The organism is Priestia sp. MDV22-iso46, assembly GCF_058629175.1.
On sequence record NZ_JBZVWT010000003.1, the window covers coordinates 287616 to 306086 of the forward strand.

Genomic DNA, 18471 nt, shown 5'->3' on the forward strand with positions numbered 1-18471 from the left:
AAGAGAAACTAACTATGTGTTTAGTTTCTTTTTTATGTTCACAACATTTTCTTGTTATTGACAAACAGCTGTATATCCTTTAAAATTATCTTTAATTAAAGATAATTAAATTAAAGATAATTTTAGTGGAAGTTAAAAAATTTATATATTATGAAAAGAGGCGGAGCAGATGGAATTGTTAGGGTTGCATCATGTATCTATTTTGACGGGGAAAGCTGAGAAAAACTATCAGTTTTTCACCAAAGTTTTAGGCATGCGATTAGTAAAAAAAACGGTTAATCAAGATAACACTCAGTCTTACCACTTGTTTTATGCAGATGGAGAAGGGACGCCAGGAACGGAAGTAACGTTTTTTGATATTCCGGGGCTTGCAAGAACGCATCAAGGTGCATCTGACATTTCGACTGTTTCGCTTCGCGTTAAAAGTACGGATTCTTTACACTTTTGGAAAGAGCGCTTCGAGCAGTACGGAGTGGAATATGAAGAAATAGCTAAACGAGCTAATCGTGATACGTTAGCATTTAAAGATTATGAAGGGACACGTTTGCTTCTTGTTGCGGACAACGGTGAAAAAGGGGTAAGAGCAGGCGTGCCGTGGAAGCGCGAAGACATTCCGTTAGAACATGCGATTATCGGCTTAGGACCGGTCACGCTAACGGTGGGTACGGCAGAACCAACTGTTGACGTACTGACAAATATTATGGGATTTCGCTACGTGGGTTCTTATCCATCTCTTGCAGGAGATCATAGAGATATTTTGGTTTATGCAACAGGTAAAGGCGGAAGCGGAGCCGAAGTTCATATTGAAACGAGACCCGATTTGCCGAAAGTTCGCTTAGGGCGCGGTGGCGTTCATCACGTTGCATTCCGTGTTCCAAATGAAGAAGAATACAATAAGTGGGCAAGTCGATTAAATGAAAACAGTCTGCCGAATTCCGGTAAAGTAGAACGATACTATTTTAAAGCACTTTATTTCAGAGAACCAAACGGCATTTTATTTGAATTATCAACGGACACACCTGGATTTGCGACCGATGAACCGCTTGAAACGATGGGCCAAACATTAGCGCTGCCGCCATTTTTAGAGCCTAAGCGCAAAGAAATCGAAGAGAAGCTGAGACCGCTAGATTTGGACGAAACGCTATAGAATTCTTAAGGTGCCTGCCGCCTATTAAGACATTAAAAAACTCCAGTATTAATACTGGAGTTTTTTAGGTTAACACTCATCGTGCCAGAAACCGCAACCACATGCACCAATAATAATGAGTAAAATAAACAGTACGATGATAATGGCGAAACCATTACATCCATGGTGAGGAACGCCATATCCACATTCAGGAACCACATATCCATAGTCAGGCATTGAATATCCGCAGTGTGGAATCATATGATCATAAGCAGGAGCTGTATAGCCGTGGTGAGCCATAGCAGGTGAGAACGGCATATTTTCATTAGAACTAAAAGGTGCGTTTACGTTATTATGCATTTTGATATCTTCCCTTCATTTATAAAGCTTTGATAACTTATTCATATGTTCCAAGGTCCTCATATGAAGCTTATTCACAGCCCAATTATGGTTGATTAACTATATTTTATGGTGAATGGAAATGAAGCAGTGAGTTTTACGATGCTTGCGGCCTTATAAGTTATGTCAGAAGGGAAGGGGTTTACCTGATTTTGATTGCATACCGCTGTTTCTAGAACGGGTTATGATGAACGTTTTGATTTTCTTAATTCTATATCGTATACGTACCCAAGCTTTCGATGGTTCATAACGTCTTCAGGGGTTGTATTCCAAGGATACATCGGATCTCTAAAGTTTTGACCAAATGGCCCGTTTTTCATCGGCTGATAGTTTTGATTGCGATGAACAATTTGCCATACAGCCCAAATACGATCCACATTTGCGTGGTGTAAAAAGAAGACAGGATCATTCGGAGCAGTAGGGACAACGCCCATCTGTCCGCCAACCCAACGGTGTACGCGATTGTGAAGCTGTGGCCCGTTAATAAATCCTTCAAGCTGATTACGAAAGCTGTTTTGGCTGGTCATATCCCAAGGCGGCGTGTCATATTGAGTTATTTTTAAAGCATCGAGCACATCATCTCGAGTAGGCAATGTAGGTGCCTCTTTAGTTGCTCCAAAATTACGTTTTAGCCCTCCAGAAGGATTTCCTTGTTCATCGATCGTCGTCCAGCGCCCAGCTGCAAATGGCCCGGTATCGACGATAAAATCTTTTTTTGGATTTCCGTTTCCTCCCATAAAATCTGCACTCCAAATTTGTGACTGTGAGGGATCCTGCAGCTGTGCGTCCGTTTCCCATTCCCAATAAGGAAGGGTTACTTCTGGATTGATTGATTGAAGGTCACGTTCGAATCGTAAAAGGTATTCACGATGCCACGGCAAAAAAGCAGAACTCATATGTGCTGCATTTCGATCGCTGCCCGGAGGAGTATGAAATTTACCTGCTGCACCATGCCAGGCTATATAGCGGTCATATATCCCTTTTTCCTTTAGTATTAGCACGGTACGAACAAAATCTCTTTTTTCCGTGTCGGTAAGCCGTAATAAGTTTTTTCTAACTCTGTACTTGTTACTCATTTTTTAACCTCTTTCTAAAAAAGAAGCAAGGGGCTGTTTCTTTTTTATATTTAGAATATGTCCAAGAGGTAAGAGTGCTACTGTAAATTTACAGAGACTTTTTTAAAGGTGTAAATCATAAATAGAGGTAAAATAATAAAAGCAGGCATGCGCCTGCTTTTATTCACTGCATTATTATTAATGACCAATTGGATACATGGTCGTTACGCTGTAGTCGTAGTCTTTGCCTCTGTAGTCAGTATACACAACTCTAACTTCTTGGTTTAAGGAACTAATATACTTTTCTTTAACGTAGTTGCCAGATTTATTGTTGGTGCCGTCGTCACCTTCGTTGATGACTTCTTCAGCAACAGACATCGCTTGTTTTTCATTTAAATACTTGCTGAATTGGCTTTTACCTTGGTAATTGTCAACGCCTGGTTTTTGCATATGCGCGACAATGTGGCAATATCCGTATTTATCATTTCCTTCTTGTAAGACAAGTTCTTTGCCGGTAAATAACCTGTCGCTTTGAGTCTCTGCAGAGCATTGGTTGCTTGATGTAGTGTCCGATGTGCTACTCGATGTGCTACTCGATGTGCTGCTTGAATTTTCATGCTGCTGAATGAGGGAAATGGGCGAATTGTTGGTAAATACAGCGATGAGAGCAATAACAAGTGCTACAATAGTGTATAGTATTTTGCTGTTTTTAAAAAAATCCATTTCTTTATGTGTCTCCTTTTTGAATCAACGTTAAAATCAAATCGACTTTCTTTTCTAGCTGATCAATTAAGTTTTGTTTTACTTGTTCTGATTGTAATAAAGCGCTTCTTAGTTCGTCCATATCTTTTTGCATATACGCACGGTTTTCTTTTTCTTGCTGCAGCTCTTTTTGAAGAGCGTGTATCGTGGACAGCAATTCTTTATCTTGGTTCATTTCTGCGTTCACCGCCTCTGTGTTGATAAAAAGCAACTTATGCCTACTATATAAAATACCACTATCTCCGCTGTAAATCGACTATTTGGATAGGAAATGAGTCCTCCCGGGTGAGGTTTTAGCAGGATATTGCTAGTTGAGAGGAGAATAGTATGGTTTACCGTAGGTAGATAAGCTGGGCAGAAAAGAGGGAAGAAAATGTTTCCGGAATTAGAGACAAAACGGCTGATATTAAGAAAAATTGTAGAAGATGATGCCGGTGAGATTTTAGAATGCTTTTCTGATGAAGAGGTGCTGCGCTATTACGGGCAAAAACCTTTAGAATCGATCAACCAAGTGAAGGAGATCATTAAGGGTTTTTCCAAAGGCTACGAAGAAAAGCAATTGATTAAATGGGGGATTCAGCTAAAAGGAAAAGAAAAGCTGATTGGAACAATAGGGTTTCAAGAGTGGTCTTCTGAGCATAAGAAAGTAAACGTAAGCTATGCTCTTTTTCCAGAGTATTGGAACAAAGGATACGCAACAGAAGCCGTTCATGAAGCGATTTCTCATGGCTTCAACGAACTTCAATACAATCGCATAGGAGCGATTGTATTTACACAAAATAGTGGATCTATCGCCTTGTTGAGCAAATTAGGATTTAAAAAGGAAGGGATGCTAAGAGAGTACATGTTCCAAAACGGCATCCCGTTTGATACATATGTTTATTCGCTACTGCGCGGGGAAGCCAAGATATAATTGTGAGCATAAAAAAAAGGAACATGAGGAGATGTTCCTTTTTTTGCTTACATTTTTTGTTAGAACGTACGTGCAGCTTCTTTAGCGCGAGCAATGCCGTCTTCTTTAATTTCTTGTGCTTTATCTGGCATTGCAGCCTGTCCTTCTACAAATAGGCTTCCAATAGAAGGAACCCCGAAGAAGTTCATCATAATGCGCATATATCGGTGACCCATTTCTAGTTCACCAGCAGGGCCGCGAGAGTAGATACCGCCGTTTGCTTGAATATGATACGCTTTTTTATCTGTTAATAGACCTACAGAACCTTCTGCTGTATATTTAAATGATTTTCCAGCTACTGCTACAGCATCTAAGTATGCTTTCATCACTGGTGGGAATGAGAAGTTCCACATTGGTGTAACAAATACATATTTGTCTGCTTGAGCAAATTGGTCACTTAACTCGTTTAAGCGAGCAACTTTGCGCTGTTCTTCAGGAGTAAGCGCGTCAAATTCTGCGCCGCTTCCAAGTTTACCCCATCCGCTGAATACATCGCCGTCGATGTGAGGGATATGTTCTTGATATAAATTAACATGAACAATCTCATCCGTTGGGTTTACTTCTTTATACTCGTTAATGAATGCGTCTCCCGCAGCCATACTGAATGATTGCGTAGCATCGTTAGGGTTTGCTGTAATATATAATACTTTTGCCATAATTCTTTTCACCTTTCTGTCTTCAATATATAAATGTTGTTTCATGAATTAAAGATAATGTGTTCGAAAACATCTACTACGTTATTAATAGTAACTTACGTAACAAATTTAGTCAAAGGTTTTTTATTTGGTTTTATCATGTTTAAAACTTTTCTTGCTGATAACATATTTTCTGTTTTTATGCGTAAACCCTTTTAAAAAAAGGATTTACACGTCTTACAGTACGATTTTAAATGTTATGATTTGAAAATAAATATCTTTTTTTGAAGGTGAATAATTTAAAAAAGAAAAAAGAAAAACATATATTTACATAACCTACGTTATGAATAGTAACAAAAAATAACGGCGTTTCATCTTTCCTTTAAACCTATTTTCAGTGCAAACCGAGCAGGAAGGTGATCATTATTTCAAGGGAAATATAAGGGAGGGAAGAGTAAAGAAAAAGACCTCGATCTGCTTCGAGGTCTTTTTCGTTTCTATTGAATTTAAAATGTTTTGGCCATTGAATGGGCTTTTTGGAATGCTTTTTCTTTAATTTGCGGAATTTGATCCGGGAATTTTACTTGTCCTTCAATAATAATGCTTTCAAACGCTTCAATGCCAAAGAAATCCATCATAATTTCTAAATAGCGATGACCCATTTCTCTTGCCATTTCAGGGCCTTCTGAATACACGTCTCCGCGGGATTGAATGTGTATCGCTTTTTTTCCTTTAAGCAATCCCTGAGCGCCTTCTTTTGTATATGTAAAGGTTTTACCTGACACGGTGATCGCATCAATGTACGTTTTCATAATCGCAGGAACCGAAAAATTCCACATTGGCGTGACAAAAATATATTTGTCAGCGAGTACGAACTGTCCGCCTAGTTCGGCTAATCGTCCCACTTTTAATCGTTCATCCGTTGATAAATCCTGAATGGAAGAGTGAGAACGAAGCTTTTTCCATCCATTAAATACGTCTGCATCTAAGTATGGAATATCTGCTTGATATAAATCTAAATGAACCACATCATCTTCTGGATGTGTTTGCTTATACACGTCGATAAATTCTTTCCCCACAGCCATGCTAAGCGATTCGTCTTCAGCTAAAGGGTGTGCAGTAATATAGAGAACATTTGCCATGATGCTCATCCTTTCTACGGAGTAATTTTAGTAACTGACATTAATCTTGGACCCAGCTTTCTGCCCACTGGCTAATCGGCCCTAATATTTTGCCTAGCTCTGTTCCTTTTTGAGTCAGCGAATATTCAGAACGAATAGGGCGGTCGGGAATAACATTTCGGACAACGATGCCGTGGTCTTCAAGCTCTTTAATCCGTTCTGTCAAAAGCCTTCTGCTTAAGGCTGGTATACTTTCATTTAATTCACTAAAGCGTTTAGGACCGCTCATAAGTACATAAATGATTAATCCTGTCCACTTCTTGCCAATCAGTTCGAAACTTTTTTCTACTTTAGGTTGAATATCTTTTGGTTCGTCCATATTACGTATCCTCCTTCAAACAATATGGATGAAAAATAACTTATGCATTTATTGTAACAGAAAAAGCATAAAAACATGTGGAAACTTTGGGTGAAGCAGGGTGAAATGAATAATTTCACTAGTATTTGTACCTTGCTTTTCACTTTTTGAAAATCTTTCACACATAGGCTTGTTACAGCATACGATGTACGAATTCATTTTAAGAAAAGGTGGTATGGCCATGGCAGGAGTTATTAACATCTGTAACACAAGAATTAATGGTATGGCGAGGAACGGATCGATGAATTTTGGAGAAGTTCTTCACAACGGACACACAGCGGATGTTAAATCTGTTGGAATCAACTCAACCTATGGAGACATTTCAGCTGCTTGTGCGCGAATGAAAAACACAAATATGGATGCAGATATATTTGATCAAACGGCTGTTGCGAATATTGACGGGGTATATGGAAATCAGCAATAGAAATCATAGAGATAAAGCGGCTTATAACAAGCAAAGTTATAAGCTGTTTTTTAATGTTGTTGTATAGTAGGATACCGTCTATTTACTAATGATAAGCGAATGTAAATGTTCGTTCTAATTATAATGATAGAGCGAATCTGTTATATACGCCTTTTCTAAAAAAAATTATATATTGTACAAGCACCCGGTCATTTATTGAATAGTATATAGAGGAAAAACAAAAAAGGATGATTAAAATAGACTTGTATGATTCCTATTACAACCGTTCTGATGGAAAATACTATATTAAAAAGAAAAGAATCTTAAACCCTTAAAAGAGTCTAAAAATAAAAGGGATAAAGTAGATAATCCATTATATAAAATGAGTATAAAAAATAATCACAAACACCCTATTAAAGTTAGCATCGTTATGCCCACTTATAATAAATATTATCAAACCTCTCTTTCGCTTTACGGTTTATCAAAACAAACGTTTCCTCAAGCTGAGTATGAAGTCATTTTAGTGGATGACGCTTCTTCCGATAATACGCCCAACATTTTTAAAGAAGCTGATGTCCCGTTCAAATTTAAGTATATCGGTATGAAACAAAATAAAGGGCGTTCCTCAGTACGTAATATAGGAATTAATCATGCTGAAGGAAATCTTTTAATCTTTTTAGATGGAGAAATGCTAGCGCCTCCTGCTTTTATTGAAAATCACTATAAACATCATGTGCATGAATCAAATCTCGTGGTTACCGGTGCCATGCATTATGAGGGAGTCTACACGTTTATTATGCCAGACTATAATGAAGATCAAGTGGCTCACTTGAAAGAACTAGTCAGCAGGGATCCTGAGTATAGAAGATTGTATGAAAACTATGAACAGACGCAGCAGCATTCAAATGTTCCTTGTCCTCTTGTAACAAAAGAAGATATTAATACAAACCGTTTTCAACGTGTATCATTTCCTAATCGTTATTTCCTTAACAGCGGGCTAAAACATTTCGGAGAGCGACTTGAAGGATTTACACTACCTTATATTGCATTTTTAAGTGGAAATGTATCAGTAAGAAAAGCGAACTTAAAAAAATCCGGTCTTTTTGATGAAACGTTTGTTGGCTACGGGGCAGAAGACTGGGAGCTTGGATATAGATTGTATAAAAATGGGGTGCAGTTTGTTTTAGATCCCTCTACGGTTGCCTATCATCAGGAACATGGGATATCGAAGCGGAAAGTGAAAGAGCAATGGGGCAATCACTATCGTTTTGTTAAAAAACATCCCAATATAGACGTTCTTATTCTATCTCTTGAATGGAAAGAGCTTCCGTTTATGCATATGCACCAAACACTAGTTGAATATAAAGAGCTGAAGAAGCGTTTTCCTGACGAATACAATGAACTTACACATGCTTTTCACGTCATGCTTTTTAGAATTATTGAGTATTTAAATAATGGACAGCCTGTGACGAAACTATATGAACTTCCTCCAGGCTCGGAAGAAAGAATAAAAATTCATCAGCAGCTTGAAACGCTGCGCCCCCGCGGATTTGACTACTTGGCGAGTTCTTTTGAACAAATCTATTACCTTTAGTAATTAACACTTTCAAAGAAAATATAGTATCGTCTCGTGAAAATCGTCTCACTGCAAAAACCCCTCAACTTACGCAAAAAAATTGAGGGGTTTATTTCTATATCTATTTTTTATATAAGGGGAGAACACATGAATCAAAATTCACCAAAATATGTTGCTTTAACGTTTGATGATGGACCCTCAGCCTACACCGTTGCTATTTTAAAAATTCTAAAAAGATATAATGTACGTGCGACATTTTTTGTCGTAGGTGCAGAAGCGGAAAAATTTCCAAGATTAATCCGACGTATTCATAGAGAAAAGCACGTAATTGGAAATCATACGTGGAGTCATCCTGATATTACAACTCTTTCTAAACGCGAATTATGGAAAGAAATCACTTCTACAAATGCTCAAATAGAGAAAATAATAGGTTGTTCTCCAAAGCTGTTTCGTCCACCTTACAGTTCGATAAATGATACAGCTCTTGCTGATATTAAAGAATTGGGAATGACGTCTGTTCTATGGAATGTAGATAGTCAGGATTGGCGTGAAGAAGATCCATTGGCCATATGCAAACATACGATTAAAAATCTACAAGAAAAGAATCTTATTGTCATGCATGATGGGGATCGATACGGCAGCGGAGCGCGAGACCAAATTGTTACTTCATTGCCGAAACTTATTAAGTATTTAATAAATAACGACTATCAATTTGTAACGGTTCCTGAATTTCACCGAGTGGCATTCAAAATTGAAGGATGGTCTTAAGCAAAAAAAGGAATACCCAAGAGGTATTCTTTTTTCTATTGTGAAACAAGATAAAATCGAGAAGGGTTACATGTGCTAATTGATAGAAAGACTAGGTAGAGAAAAGTATTTCACCTTATAGAGGAATTGATTGTTAGGAGATGTCTTACTTATACGTTCAATATAAATAAAATTGGTAAAAAATGAATCTTTTTAGAGCATGATTCGTACTAGTAAGTAGATACATAATTTTGATGAAGAAAAGAGGTAGTACATTGAAAAACAAAGGTTTGATCGCTACGATCATTGTGCTAGTGCTTGTTGTAATTTACGGAGTGAGCTCTTACAATAGTCTCGTTAGCGCAGAGGAAGATGTAGATAATAAATTTTCACAAATAGATAATCAACTGAAAAGAAGATCTGATTTAATTCCGAACTTAGTGGAAACCGTAAAAGGCTATGCTAAGCATGAGCAGGAAGCAATTGATTCGGTCACTCAGGCAAGAGCGCAGCTAGCGGGAGCTAAAACTCCTGAAGACAAAGCTGATGCTAATCAACAGTTAAGCGGTGCATTAAACCGCCTGCTCGTAGTGGTTGAAAAATATCCGGATTTAAAAGCGAATGAAAACTTCAGAAGCTTAATGGACAGTTTAGAAGGAACAGAAAATCGACTCGCTGTAGCGCGTAAAGACTATAACGATGAAGTTGCAAAATACAATAAATCGGTTAAGAGATTTCCTAAAAGCATGTTAGCGGGTACGTTCGGCTTTGAAAAAAAGCCATATTTTGAAGTAACAAATGAAGAAAAAGAAGCGCCGAAAGTTGATTTTGGGAGCGATAAGTGATGAAATTTCTTGCTTCGTTTGCTTTATTATTGTCTCTTTTATGTAATACGGTAAGCGTTGCTTTTGCTGCACCTGATATTCCAAATCCGGTAGGCGATATTTATGTTCAGGATTTTGCTCATCTATTAAACGATCAGGAAAAAGCTGATATAAATCAAATGGGCAGAAAGTTAGATGATGAAACCAAAGCTCAAGTAGCGGTTCTTACCGTGAATTCATTAGGTGATGCGGATGTAGAAGAGTACGCAAATGAAGCGTTTCGAAAGTACAAACTTGGTGATAAAAAGCTGAACAATGGCGTTCTTATTTTGCTCGCTAAAAAAGAACGAAAAGTTCGAATCGAAGTAGGATACGGGTTAGAAGGAGCCATCACCGATATCAAATCGGGGGAAATCATCGACTCTTATGCCATTCCTAACTTAAAAAATGGTAAATACGATACGGCGCTAGAAAGCACATACAAAGCTGTTTATAACCAAGTCGTAAAAGAGTATGATTTAGGAACAGATTTTGAACAAAAAGTACCAAAAGCAGATGCTCCCTCTGATAGCGGCGTTCATTTAACAACTCTTCAAACGCTGCTGATTGCAGCTGTTATTGTGGGCTTGCTTATTCTCGACTTCGTCTTTTTTAAAGGAGCGATTACACAATTTCTGCTAAACTTCCTTGTGATGTTTGGAGGAAGAGGCGGAGGCGGTGGCAGCGGTCCTCGCGGAGGTGGAGGCGGCAGTTCTGGAGGCGGTGGAGCGAGCCGAGGCTGGTAAAAAGATAAGAGTAAAAAGAGGCTGGGATAAAATTAGGTTAGTGGAAGGAAGATCCGAACGAGATGGATTCTTGATTGAGAATCCAACGCGTTCGGTTTTTTTATTTGTATGGTGAACATAGCTTTCATATCTTCATTCAGTTCCTTCTAGCAGTTGATTGGAGGGCAAGACGAAGACTCCTGCGGGAAAAGCGGTACAGGTGAGACCCCGCAGGAGCGCAAGCGACGAGGAGGCTCACCGGTCGCCCGCGGAAAGCGAAGTCTTTCACGGAAATCAACTGCGGTGTCAAAAGCGGTTCAACTCATGTATCCTAGTTGTACGTATTTAAATCGAATTAATTAGGTATGTCTCAACCTCTTTTTTGCTTTGTACAGTTATACCTTAAAAAATAGATTTTTTCCATTATATAAGCATAATCAGAAAAATTTAGGGAACTAAGAAAAAAGTTAGAGATTTACAAATAAAAAGGAAGGTTTTATATGAATACATTTAGATGGATAGCGGCAAGGAAACAGCTCTCTCCTCGTGCTTTTAAAGATGAGCTAAATAGCCAAATATGGTTTAGTCCCTTAATTTATGCTCTTTTTTCTGTCCTTTTAGCTGCATTGACGCTGTTTCTTGATTATTACTGTAAAGTAGGAGAGAAGGTTCCTTCATTTTTTTCAATCAACATGGATTTAACCAATACGTTAGTGAGTACGATTATGCCCGGAATTCTATCGATTACGACGTTTACCTTTAATTTAATGCTTGTTGTGTTTACATCATTTGCAGCTCAGTTTTCTCCTCGCGTGTTAAAAAACTTTGCTTCTTCTAAATCTACTCAGCGAATTCTGGGGATTTTTATAGGGAGTTTTTTGTATACACTTTTTGTTTTTTTATTTTTAAACAGCTCTCAAGTAGACGGATATTTTGCGATTCCATTTGTGACGACGGCGCTATCGGTTTTTAGTGCGGGCACGTTTGTCTACTTTATTAATCACTCTGTGAAGTGGCTGCAAGTAAATCATATGACTCAATCGATGAAAACAGCGTCCATAAAAGCAATTAAGACAACAATCCGCGAGGAACTGGAGATTCATCGAACGCAGTCTAGTCATAGCGAACAATTTTCCTTTCCAGAAGGAGAAAAAAAGCCGGTATGTATTCAAACATCTGGCTATATTCAAACAGTGAACTACAGCCAATTGATTCACTGCGCCAAAGAGCATAATTTAGTTATAAAAATGGAGCGTGAAGTAGGGGATTATGTGCTCAGCGGAACCGTATTATTTTATTATTGGCATAGAGATTCGACAGAGCAGGATGAAATGGATTGTACCGCCTTTCACCAATATATCCATGTAGGGAAATCTCAGACTGATATTCAAGATACTACGTATATCATTACGAAGTTTGTGGAGATGGCAGTTAAATCACTAGGGAATGATGATTTCAAAACGGCGGTTAACTCCATTCATCAAATTAGCGATATTCTTCGGGAAATTTGTGAAGCTAGTCAATTTTCTTCTTATTTAGTGGATGACAGCGGCGTGATACGAATGGTGATTCCTGATAAAAAATTTGAGGACTTTTTATATGATGGATTCGCTAATATCCGGCACTATGCGAGGCGGAATATTATCATTACGATGGAGCTGCTCAAAACGCTTGGAAATCTCGCTGAGGCCATTGGACCAGCTTTTTACGATGACATCTGGGAGTTTGCTGTATACATTTCTAAAGGCTTTGAAGAAGAGTATTTATTTGTTCAAGATAAAAAGTACTTTTTACATATTCTTTATGATTTAGCTATTTCTACAAAAAAAGAAGAGCAATATGAACAAATCGCCAAACAAATGAAGGAATAAAAAAGCCGAAGTCAGACGCTGACATCGGCTTTTTCTTTATTTATTTGAACGTTTTAAGATGCTTTTAGCATGTGAAAATGTATCGAAGCTTGCTTTTCCGTGATACGCACCCATTCCGCTGTCACCAACGCCTCCAAACGGAAGATAGTGAGATGTCATATGGTTAATTGTATCGTTAATAGAACCGCCGCCGAATGACACGCTGTTTAAGATGCGATCTTGGACTGCTTCATCTTCAGAGAAAAGATAAAGTGCCAATGGTTTTGGACGTTTTACGATTGCTTCAATTACTTCTGAGATTTCATCGTATACGATGACTGGAAGAATTGGTCCAAAGATTTCATCTTGCATCACATTGTCTTCCCATGAGATGTTGTCAAGAACAGTTGGTTCAATAAACAGACGAGAACGATCCGTTTTGCCTCCAAAAACGATATCTCCGTTTGTTAAGAAGCTGTTAAGACGATCAAAATGCTTTTCGCTCACTACGTGAGGGAAGTCTAGATTTTGTGAAACATCTTCGCCGTACGTGTTTGTTACGACTTGTTTTAGATTAGCTAGCAGCTCGTCTTTTACATTTCGTTGAACAAGAATGTAGTCTGGCGCTACGCAAGTTTGGCCAGCATTTGCAAATTTACCGCGCGCAATGCGTTTAGCTGCTTCTTCAATATTAGCATCTTCGTGTACAATTGTAGGACTTTTTCCGCCTAGTTCTAGTGTAACAGGCGTTAAATGTTTAGCAGCAGCTTCTGCCACAATTTTGCCGACCATTGTACTTCCTGTAAAGAAGATGTAATCAAAGTTTTCTTTTAGTAAAGCCGTGCTTGTTTCCACTTCACCTTCGACTACTGTCAAGTATTCTTCAGGGAAGTTTTCATTAAACATCTTAGCAAGAAGGCTTGACGTATGAGGTGTTAATTCAGAAGGCTTTAATACCACGCAGTTTCCTGCAGCAATCGCGCCTACTACCGGTGATACAGCAAGTTGGAACGGATAGTTCCAAGGTGCAATCACTAGTGCTAAACCGTACGGATCTTGATAAATATAGCTTTTTGCTCCGGCGTGAGTAGATGGTGTTTCTACTTCTTTTGGCGCTGCCCATTCTGCAAGATTCTTAACTGCAAAGTCGATTTCGCTTAGCACAAGACCAACTTCTGCACGTTTTGCTTCCATTTCTGGTTTGTTAAGGTCAGCTTTTACTGCTTTTAAAATGTCGTCTTCATGACGTACAACAAGTTCTCTTAATTTCTTTAGCGTTTCGATACGGAACGCAACGTCTTTTGTTTTACCGCTATTAAAGAATGAAAGCTGTTTTTTTGTAAGTTCTTGATAGTTATTCATTGGAAAGTCTCCTTTTACTTCACATTTTTAGCTCTTTATTTATTGAATAGAACTAGCTGCTTATTTCCAAGTTGTAACCGTATTGACCGGTAAACGGTAAGAAGCATGGCCTTCGCTTGCTGCTTTCCCGATTGAGATAAGCATAATCGGAAGATAACGTTCTTTATCTAAACCGAATGCTTCTGCGATTAATTCTTTTTCATATCCGCCGATTGGATTTGTATCATATCCGTGAGCGCGAGCAACAAGCATAAGCTGCATAGATACAAGACCTGAATCTATTAAAACGATGTCTTTCATATCAGCTTTTGGCATGTTTTCGTAAATCGGCTTGAAGAAATTTAGCTGCTGTTCTTTAATATCTTGAGGCATATAGCCAAGCTCTACGGCTTTGCCAAAAATTTCGTCTGCATATTCGACGTTGTTCATGTCACCAAATACAGCAATAACAGCTGAAGATGTATGAACTTGTTCGCTGTTAAATTTCGCAAGTTCAGCTAATTTTTCTTTTCCTTCAGGTGTTTCAATCACAACAAAGCGCCATGGCTGCATATTAACAGAAGAAGGAGCGCGCATAGCTTCGGTAAGAATTTCCTCCATTTCCTCACGGCTGATTTTTACTGAAGGATCATATTTTTTAATTGAACGGCGTTTTAAAGCAATTTCGTTAAAGTCTTTTGTAGTCATAGTCATTATTCCTTTCTTTTTAGGCGTTAAACTTATTTATTTTCATTTCCATATTTTTGATTGCGGGCAATTGTTTGATATATCAATAATTGATACATCAACAATATAATACATTGATTTAAGAATTGCAAGGGAAAAAGTTTAAACTTGTGAAAAGGTGTTAACTTAGAAGTGGGAAGACTCATTCTCCAGGGAACAAACAAATATGAGGAAAGTGAGAGATAAAAATAAATTATAAAAATGATCAAACAAAAAGTTTGACTACTTTATCTCTCTTGGTTACGATAAGTAACGAAAAGAAACAAAAGTGAATTTGTCTCTTTTTAAATGACATACAGTTTAAGAAAGAAGAGACAAAGAGATATTTCTTCTCTATTTAAAAACCTAAACTGTATTTATAATTAGTACAGTATAGCAAGACATATCACGCAGGAAAAGTAGGAGGACTTCAAGATGTACACAGATTTAAAAGATAAAGTAGTAGTTGTAACAGGCGGATCAAAAGGGTTGGGTCGCGCAATGGCCGTTCGTTTTGGTCAAGAGCAGTCAAAAGTGGTTGTAAACTACCGCAGCAATGAAGAAGAAGCGCTAGAAGTAAAAAAAGAAATTGAACAAGCTGGCGGCCAAGCAATTATTGTTCGAGGCGACGTAACAAAAGAAGAAGACGTTGTGAATCTTGTAGAGACAGCTGTTAAAGAGTTTGGCACATTAGACGTTATGATTAACAATGCTGGTGTTGAAAACCCGGTTCCTTCACATGAATTATCGTTAGAAAACTGGAATCAAGTAATCGATACAAACTTAACAGGCGCGTTTTTAGGAAGCCGCGAAGCGATTAAATATTTTGTTGAAAATGATATTAAAGGAAACGTTATTAACATGTCCAGCGTTCATGAGATGATTCCTTGGCCACTATTTGTTCACTATGCAGCAAGTAAAGGCGGTATGAAACTAATGACAGAAACATTGGCTCTTGAATATGCGCCAAAAGGTATCCGCGTAAATAACATTGGACCAGGCGCGATCGATACGCCAATCAACGCTGAAAAATTCGCAGATCCGGAACAGCGTGCAGACGTAGAAAGCATGATTCCAATGGGCTACATCGGCAACCCGGAAGAAATTGCATCAGTTGCAGCATTCTTAGCATCGTCACAAGCAAGCTACGTAACAGGTATTACACTATTTGCTGATGGCGGTATGACAAAATATCCTTCTTTCCAAGCGGGAAGAGGTTAATAAATAAAGCTGAAAGAAAAAAGACCTTGGGATATCCCGAGGTCTTTTTTGTATGCAACAAATACAGATTGAATTTACTAAATATTGAAACTTTTATTGAAGTATTACGTATATAAACTAACGACAAATAAAGGACGTGTTGATATGCTACCGGAAACGATTCAACAAAAAGTAGAGCAGTATAGAGGTTTTTATATCAGCTTAAAGAATGAACTCAAATGGAAAGTGGCAGATCACAAGCAGTTTATGGCTATCGCTTCTATGTATGTAGTGAAAGGCAAATCGCCTCAGCTTCAGCCTTATATTGAGTTAAGTGACTATATTAAAAATCAAGTAGGAATGTTTTCTACATTAAAATCATCGCAGCGGTTTACGATCGCAGCCATGCTGGATACCCGCTATGAGAATCCAAAAGAAACGTTTCATGAATTTCTGGATGTATATGATCAATTGGTACAAGGCGGGTTTACTAGAGGCGCATTTACGTATATCGCGGCTTCTGCTATGCTGTCGAATGAGTCGAGTCGAAGTCATAAAGAAATGGTTCGAAGGTCAGTAGAAATTTATCAAGGCATGAAAAAAAAGCATCTCTTCCTCACATCAAGCGGTGATGTACCTCTTACCGTTTTATTAGCTGAAACGAGCGAGTCTGTTGATGATTTGATGCATGAAATTGAACACTTTTATACCACATTGGCGCAGCATGGATTTAAAAAAGGAAATGACCTTCAATTTTTAAGTCATATTCTCGCAAACGATAAAAACTTACATGGAGATACCCTTATTGAAAGATGCCTAGCAGTAAAAGAAATCTGTGAATCGGCAGGTATGAAAGTAAAAGCAATGCATTACCCAGTCCTTGGCTTATTAGCACTGTTTGAAAAACCGGAAGCTGAAATTGAAATTATCCATGAAGTGGTAAAGCAGCTGAATGCAGATAAACTTTTTAAGTGGCAGAAAGACATCAATGTTATGCTGGCGGTTAATCTGGTTATCAGTGAAAAGCTAAAGGATTCTAGACTGGTCGAAACAGGCATCTATACAACGATTGAAACGATTATTCAAGCCCAGCAAGCGGCTATGCTAGCGGTTATTGCGAGCACTTCAGCGGTTGCTACTACGACTACTACTTGATAAATTAACCGGCTATAAAAAGAGGCTGGGACAAAAGTATGTTAGTTGAAGGGTGACCTGAACGATAAATCGGTCGGATTTTTTATTGGTAGAGGGAAGGTAGGTTTACTCAATTTAGTTACTTCTAGCTGTTGATTGGAGGGCAAGGCGAAGACTCCTGCGGGAAAAGAGGAACAGATGAGACCCCGCAGGAGCGCAAGCGACGAGGAGGCTCAGCGGCCGCCCGCGGAAAGCGAAGCCTTGCACGGAAATCAACAGCGGTGTCATAAGCGAGCGATCCATGCGATCTCATTTGTCTGTCTTTAGATTGGAATGATTTTGTTATGTCTTAATCTCTTTTACTTAAAAGTATAAACCTCGCCATCATCTGGAATAAAGACGCGGGACGCCATATCTTTTTCGTTGATAAAGCCTTTTAGCTCTTCTCTTGATAACGTCCAGTGATTTACAGCTTCCATATGGACAGAAACAATCGTAGCATGAGGGGCCGCTTTAAAAACTTGGTAAATATCTTCTTTCCCCATCACAAGAGAACCGCCTTCTAAAAATTGATTATCTCCGCCGTTTACGACAATGATCTCTGGTTTATGTGTATTGATCTCTTCTTCAACAGCGGAATACCATACCGTATCTCCAGCTACATAAAGCGTTTTTTCATTCTTATGTTTAAAAACAACGCCGCACACTAAACCAGTACGCTTTAAAATTTCTCCTCTTCCGTGTTCACCTTTTGTTTTGATTAATTCAACGCCTTCAAAAACCGTGTTTTGCGTAAGTACTTCTACATTTTTAAAACCAGCTTCTTTTACTACTGCGGCATCTTCTTCATTTTGAACAAACATTTTGATGTCTTTTGGCAACGCCTGTTTAGCGGCATCGTCAAAATGGTCTAAATGGAGGTGAGTGACAATAACCGCATCTACATCAGCAATAATTTCTTCAACGGATATCGGTAAGTTCACTAAAGGGTTGTTTTGATCTTGTCTGATCGAATTTGGGAAAGGAGGGTACGTGCCTTTCTCCGCTAACATAGGATCAATTAAAAACGTTTTTCCTCCGTATTCAACAATTAGAGTAGCGTTACGAATATGTGTAATCTTCATCTGTATCTCTCCTTTTTTTGATCTACGTATAGTTTATAGGATACTCTAGTTGCAAATACATAGATAAAATCAAGTCTTTTAACACTTTCACTTGATAAATGAAAGAATAGTAGTCAAAAGCAAAAAGAACCGAAACAGTGCTGTTTAGGTTCTTTTCAGGATTTCTTTTATCTCTTTATATATACGTACTTGGTTGCGTCCATGTTGTTTGGCAGCGTACAGGGCGATATCTGCTTTATTCAACAGCTCATCTAACGTTTCATTTTCTTGTTTTTCCGCTTGTGCTACTCCAAGACTTAGCGTAATAGAAATGG

23 protein-coding genes are annotated in these 18471 nt (G+C 38.3%); 12 read left to right on the forward strand and 11 right to left on the reverse strand.

What is annotated here, in order from left to right:
* Positions 1 to 169 precede the first annotated feature (169 nt).
* Complete coding sequence (locus AC4NPH_RS18730; RefSeq protein ID WP_075421114.1) at positions 170 to 1147, forward strand: ring-cleaving dioxygenase; 978 nt, start codon at positions 170 to 172, stop codon at positions 1145 to 1147.
* A 69-nt stretch (positions 1148 to 1216) separates the two neighbouring features.
* Here the strand turns inward: AC4NPH_RS18730 and AC4NPH_RS18735 are convergent, their stop codons facing one another.
* The 4 genes from AC4NPH_RS18735 to AC4NPH_RS18750 form a co-directional block, all read right to left on the reverse strand.
* Positions 1217 to 1486 carry a YjcZ family sporulation protein gene (locus AC4NPH_RS18735; RefSeq protein ID WP_029323149.1) on the reverse strand — a complete coding sequence of 90 codons (270 nt, stop codon included), beginning with the start codon at positions 1484 to 1486 and terminating at the stop codon, positions 1217 to 1219.
* Between the two features lie 221 nt (positions 1487 to 1707).
* Entirely contained in the window at positions 1708 to 2601 is an 894-nt protein-coding gene (locus AC4NPH_RS18740; RefSeq protein ID WP_098196752.1) for a tyrosinase family protein, read from the reverse strand.
* A 177-nt stretch (positions 2602 to 2778) separates the two neighbouring features.
* A complete protein-coding gene (locus AC4NPH_RS18745) occupies positions 2779 to 3303 on the reverse strand; it encodes a hypothetical protein (RefSeq protein ID WP_098196751.1) in 525 nt (174 codons plus the stop codon).
* Positions 3304 to 3307: 4 nt separating this feature from the next.
* The gene (locus AC4NPH_RS18750) at positions 3308 to 3517 is read right to left on the reverse strand and encodes a hypothetical protein (RefSeq protein WP_029323142.1); all 210 of its coding nucleotides are present in this window, start codon (positions 3515 to 3517) and stop codon (positions 3308 to 3310) included.
* Positions 3518 to 3715: 198 nt separating this feature from the next.
* Between AC4NPH_RS18750 and AC4NPH_RS18755 the strand changes: the two genes are divergently transcribed.
* Complete coding sequence (locus AC4NPH_RS18755; RefSeq protein WP_098196750.1) at positions 3716 to 4255, forward strand: GNAT family N-acetyltransferase; 540 nt, start codon at positions 3716 to 3718, stop codon at positions 4253 to 4255.
* Positions 4256 to 4314: 59 nt separating this feature from the next.
* On the opposite strand, the gene AC4NPH_RS18760 is transcribed toward AC4NPH_RS18755, so the two are convergent.
* The 3 genes from AC4NPH_RS18760 to AC4NPH_RS18770 form a co-directional block, all read right to left on the reverse strand.
* Entirely contained in the window at positions 4315 to 4950 is a 636-nt protein-coding gene (locus AC4NPH_RS18760; protein ID WP_013058078.1) for an FMN-dependent NADH-azoreductase, read from the reverse strand.
* 485 nt (positions 4951 to 5435) lie between these two features.
* Positions 5436 to 6071, reverse strand: coding sequence for an FMN-dependent NADH-azoreductase (locus AC4NPH_RS18765; protein WP_013058077.1), 636 nt, complete (start codon positions 6069 to 6071; stop codon positions 5436 to 5438).
* A 40-nt stretch (positions 6072 to 6111) separates the two neighbouring features.
* On the reverse strand, positions 6112 to 6429 hold the full coding sequence (locus AC4NPH_RS18770; RefSeq protein WP_013058076.1) for a winged helix-turn-helix transcriptional regulator: 318 nt from the start codon (positions 6427 to 6429) through the stop codon (positions 6112 to 6114).
* 220 nt (positions 6430 to 6649) lie between these two features.
* Between AC4NPH_RS18770 and AC4NPH_RS18775 the strand changes: the two genes are divergently transcribed.
* The 7 genes from AC4NPH_RS18775 to AC4NPH_RS18805 all read left to right on the forward strand — a co-directional run bounded on the left by AC4NPH_RS18775 (position 6650) and on the right by AC4NPH_RS18805 (position 12653).
* Entirely contained in the window at positions 6650 to 6892 is a 243-nt protein-coding gene (locus AC4NPH_RS18775) for a spore germination protein (RefSeq protein WP_029323136.1), read from the forward strand.
* Positions 6893 to 7301: 409 nt separating this feature from the next.
* Positions 7302 to 8465 carry a glycosyltransferase family 2 protein gene (locus tag AC4NPH_RS18780; protein WP_491938846.1) on the forward strand — a complete coding sequence of 388 codons (1164 nt, stop codon included), beginning with the start codon at positions 7302 to 7304 and terminating at the stop codon, positions 8463 to 8465.
* 129 nt (positions 8466 to 8594) lie between these two features.
* A complete protein-coding gene (locus tag AC4NPH_RS18785) occupies positions 8595 to 9215 on the forward strand; it encodes a polysaccharide deacetylase family protein (protein ID WP_029323133.1) in 621 nt (206 codons plus the stop codon).
* 254 nt (positions 9216 to 9469) lie between these two features.
* Positions 9470 to 10039, forward strand: coding sequence for a LemA family protein (locus AC4NPH_RS18790; RefSeq protein WP_013058074.1), 570 nt, complete (start codon positions 9470 to 9472; stop codon positions 10037 to 10039).
* The gene (locus AC4NPH_RS18795; protein WP_053487521.1) at positions 10039 to 10803 is read left to right on the forward strand and encodes a TPM domain-containing protein; all 765 of its coding nucleotides are present in this window, start codon (positions 10039 to 10041) and stop codon (positions 10801 to 10803) included. The genes AC4NPH_RS18790 and AC4NPH_RS18795 overlap by 1 nt, the downstream gene beginning before the upstream one ends.
* Positions 10804 to 10956: 153 nt before the next feature.
* A complete protein-coding gene (locus AC4NPH_RS18800) occupies positions 10957 to 11145 on the forward strand; it encodes a hypothetical protein (RefSeq protein ID WP_082522656.1) in 189 nt (62 codons plus the stop codon).
* A 137-nt stretch (positions 11146 to 11282) separates the two neighbouring features.
* Positions 11283 to 12653, forward strand: coding sequence for a DUF2254 domain-containing protein (locus tag AC4NPH_RS18805; RefSeq protein WP_013058071.1), 1371 nt, complete (start codon positions 11283 to 11285; stop codon positions 12651 to 12653).
* Between the two features lie 36 nt (positions 12654 to 12689).
* Here AC4NPH_RS18805 and AC4NPH_RS18810 read toward each other — a convergent pair whose 3' ends face one another.
* Together AC4NPH_RS18810 and AC4NPH_RS18815 are read right to left on the reverse strand one after the other, a co-directional pair.
* Positions 12690 to 13994: an aldehyde dehydrogenase gene (locus tag AC4NPH_RS18810; protein WP_098196747.1), complete on the reverse strand. Its 1305-nt coding sequence runs from the start codon at positions 13992 to 13994 to the stop codon at positions 12690 to 12692.
* A gap of 60 nt (positions 13995 to 14054) precedes the next feature.
* Positions 14055 to 14681 carry a nitroreductase family protein gene (locus tag AC4NPH_RS18815; RefSeq protein ID WP_013058069.1) on the reverse strand — a complete coding sequence of 209 codons (627 nt, stop codon included), beginning with the start codon at positions 14679 to 14681 and terminating at the stop codon, positions 14055 to 14057.
* A 453-nt stretch (positions 14682 to 15134) separates the two neighbouring features.
* On the opposite strand from AC4NPH_RS18815, the gene gdh reads away from it, so the two are divergent.
* The 3 genes from gdh to AC4NPH_RS18830 all read left to right on the forward strand — a co-directional run bounded on the left by gdh (position 15135) and on the right by AC4NPH_RS18830 (position 17323).
* Positions 15135 to 15920 (forward strand): glucose 1-dehydrogenase, encoded by a 786-nt coding sequence (gene gdh, locus AC4NPH_RS18820; RefSeq protein ID WP_013058068.1) that lies wholly within the window; start codon positions 15135 to 15137, stop codon positions 15918 to 15920.
* 144 nt (positions 15921 to 16064) lie between these two features.
* Complete coding sequence (locus tag AC4NPH_RS18825) at positions 16065 to 17054, forward strand: DUF4003 family protein (RefSeq protein WP_098239026.1); 990 nt, start codon at positions 16065 to 16067, stop codon at positions 17052 to 17054.
* Between the two features lie 131 nt (positions 17055 to 17185).
* Positions 17186 to 17323: a hypothetical protein gene (locus tag AC4NPH_RS18830; protein ID WP_013058066.1), complete on the forward strand. Its 138-nt coding sequence runs from the start codon at positions 17186 to 17188 to the stop codon at positions 17321 to 17323.
* A 69-nt stretch (positions 17324 to 17392) separates the two neighbouring features.
* Here AC4NPH_RS18830 and AC4NPH_RS18835 read toward each other — a convergent pair whose 3' ends face one another.
* Together AC4NPH_RS18835 and AC4NPH_RS18840 are read right to left on the reverse strand one after the other, a co-directional pair.
* On the reverse strand, positions 17393 to 18157 hold the full coding sequence (locus tag AC4NPH_RS18835; RefSeq protein WP_491938847.1) for an MBL fold metallo-hydrolase: 765 nt from the start codon (positions 18155 to 18157) through the stop codon (positions 17393 to 17395).
* A gap of 144 nt (positions 18158 to 18301) precedes the next feature.
* Positions 18302 to 18469 (reverse strand): GGDEF domain-containing protein, encoded by a 168-nt coding sequence (locus AC4NPH_RS18840; RefSeq protein ID WP_306473015.1) that lies wholly within the window; start codon positions 18467 to 18469, stop codon positions 18302 to 18304.
* Positions 18470 to 18471 lie beyond the last annotated feature (2 nt).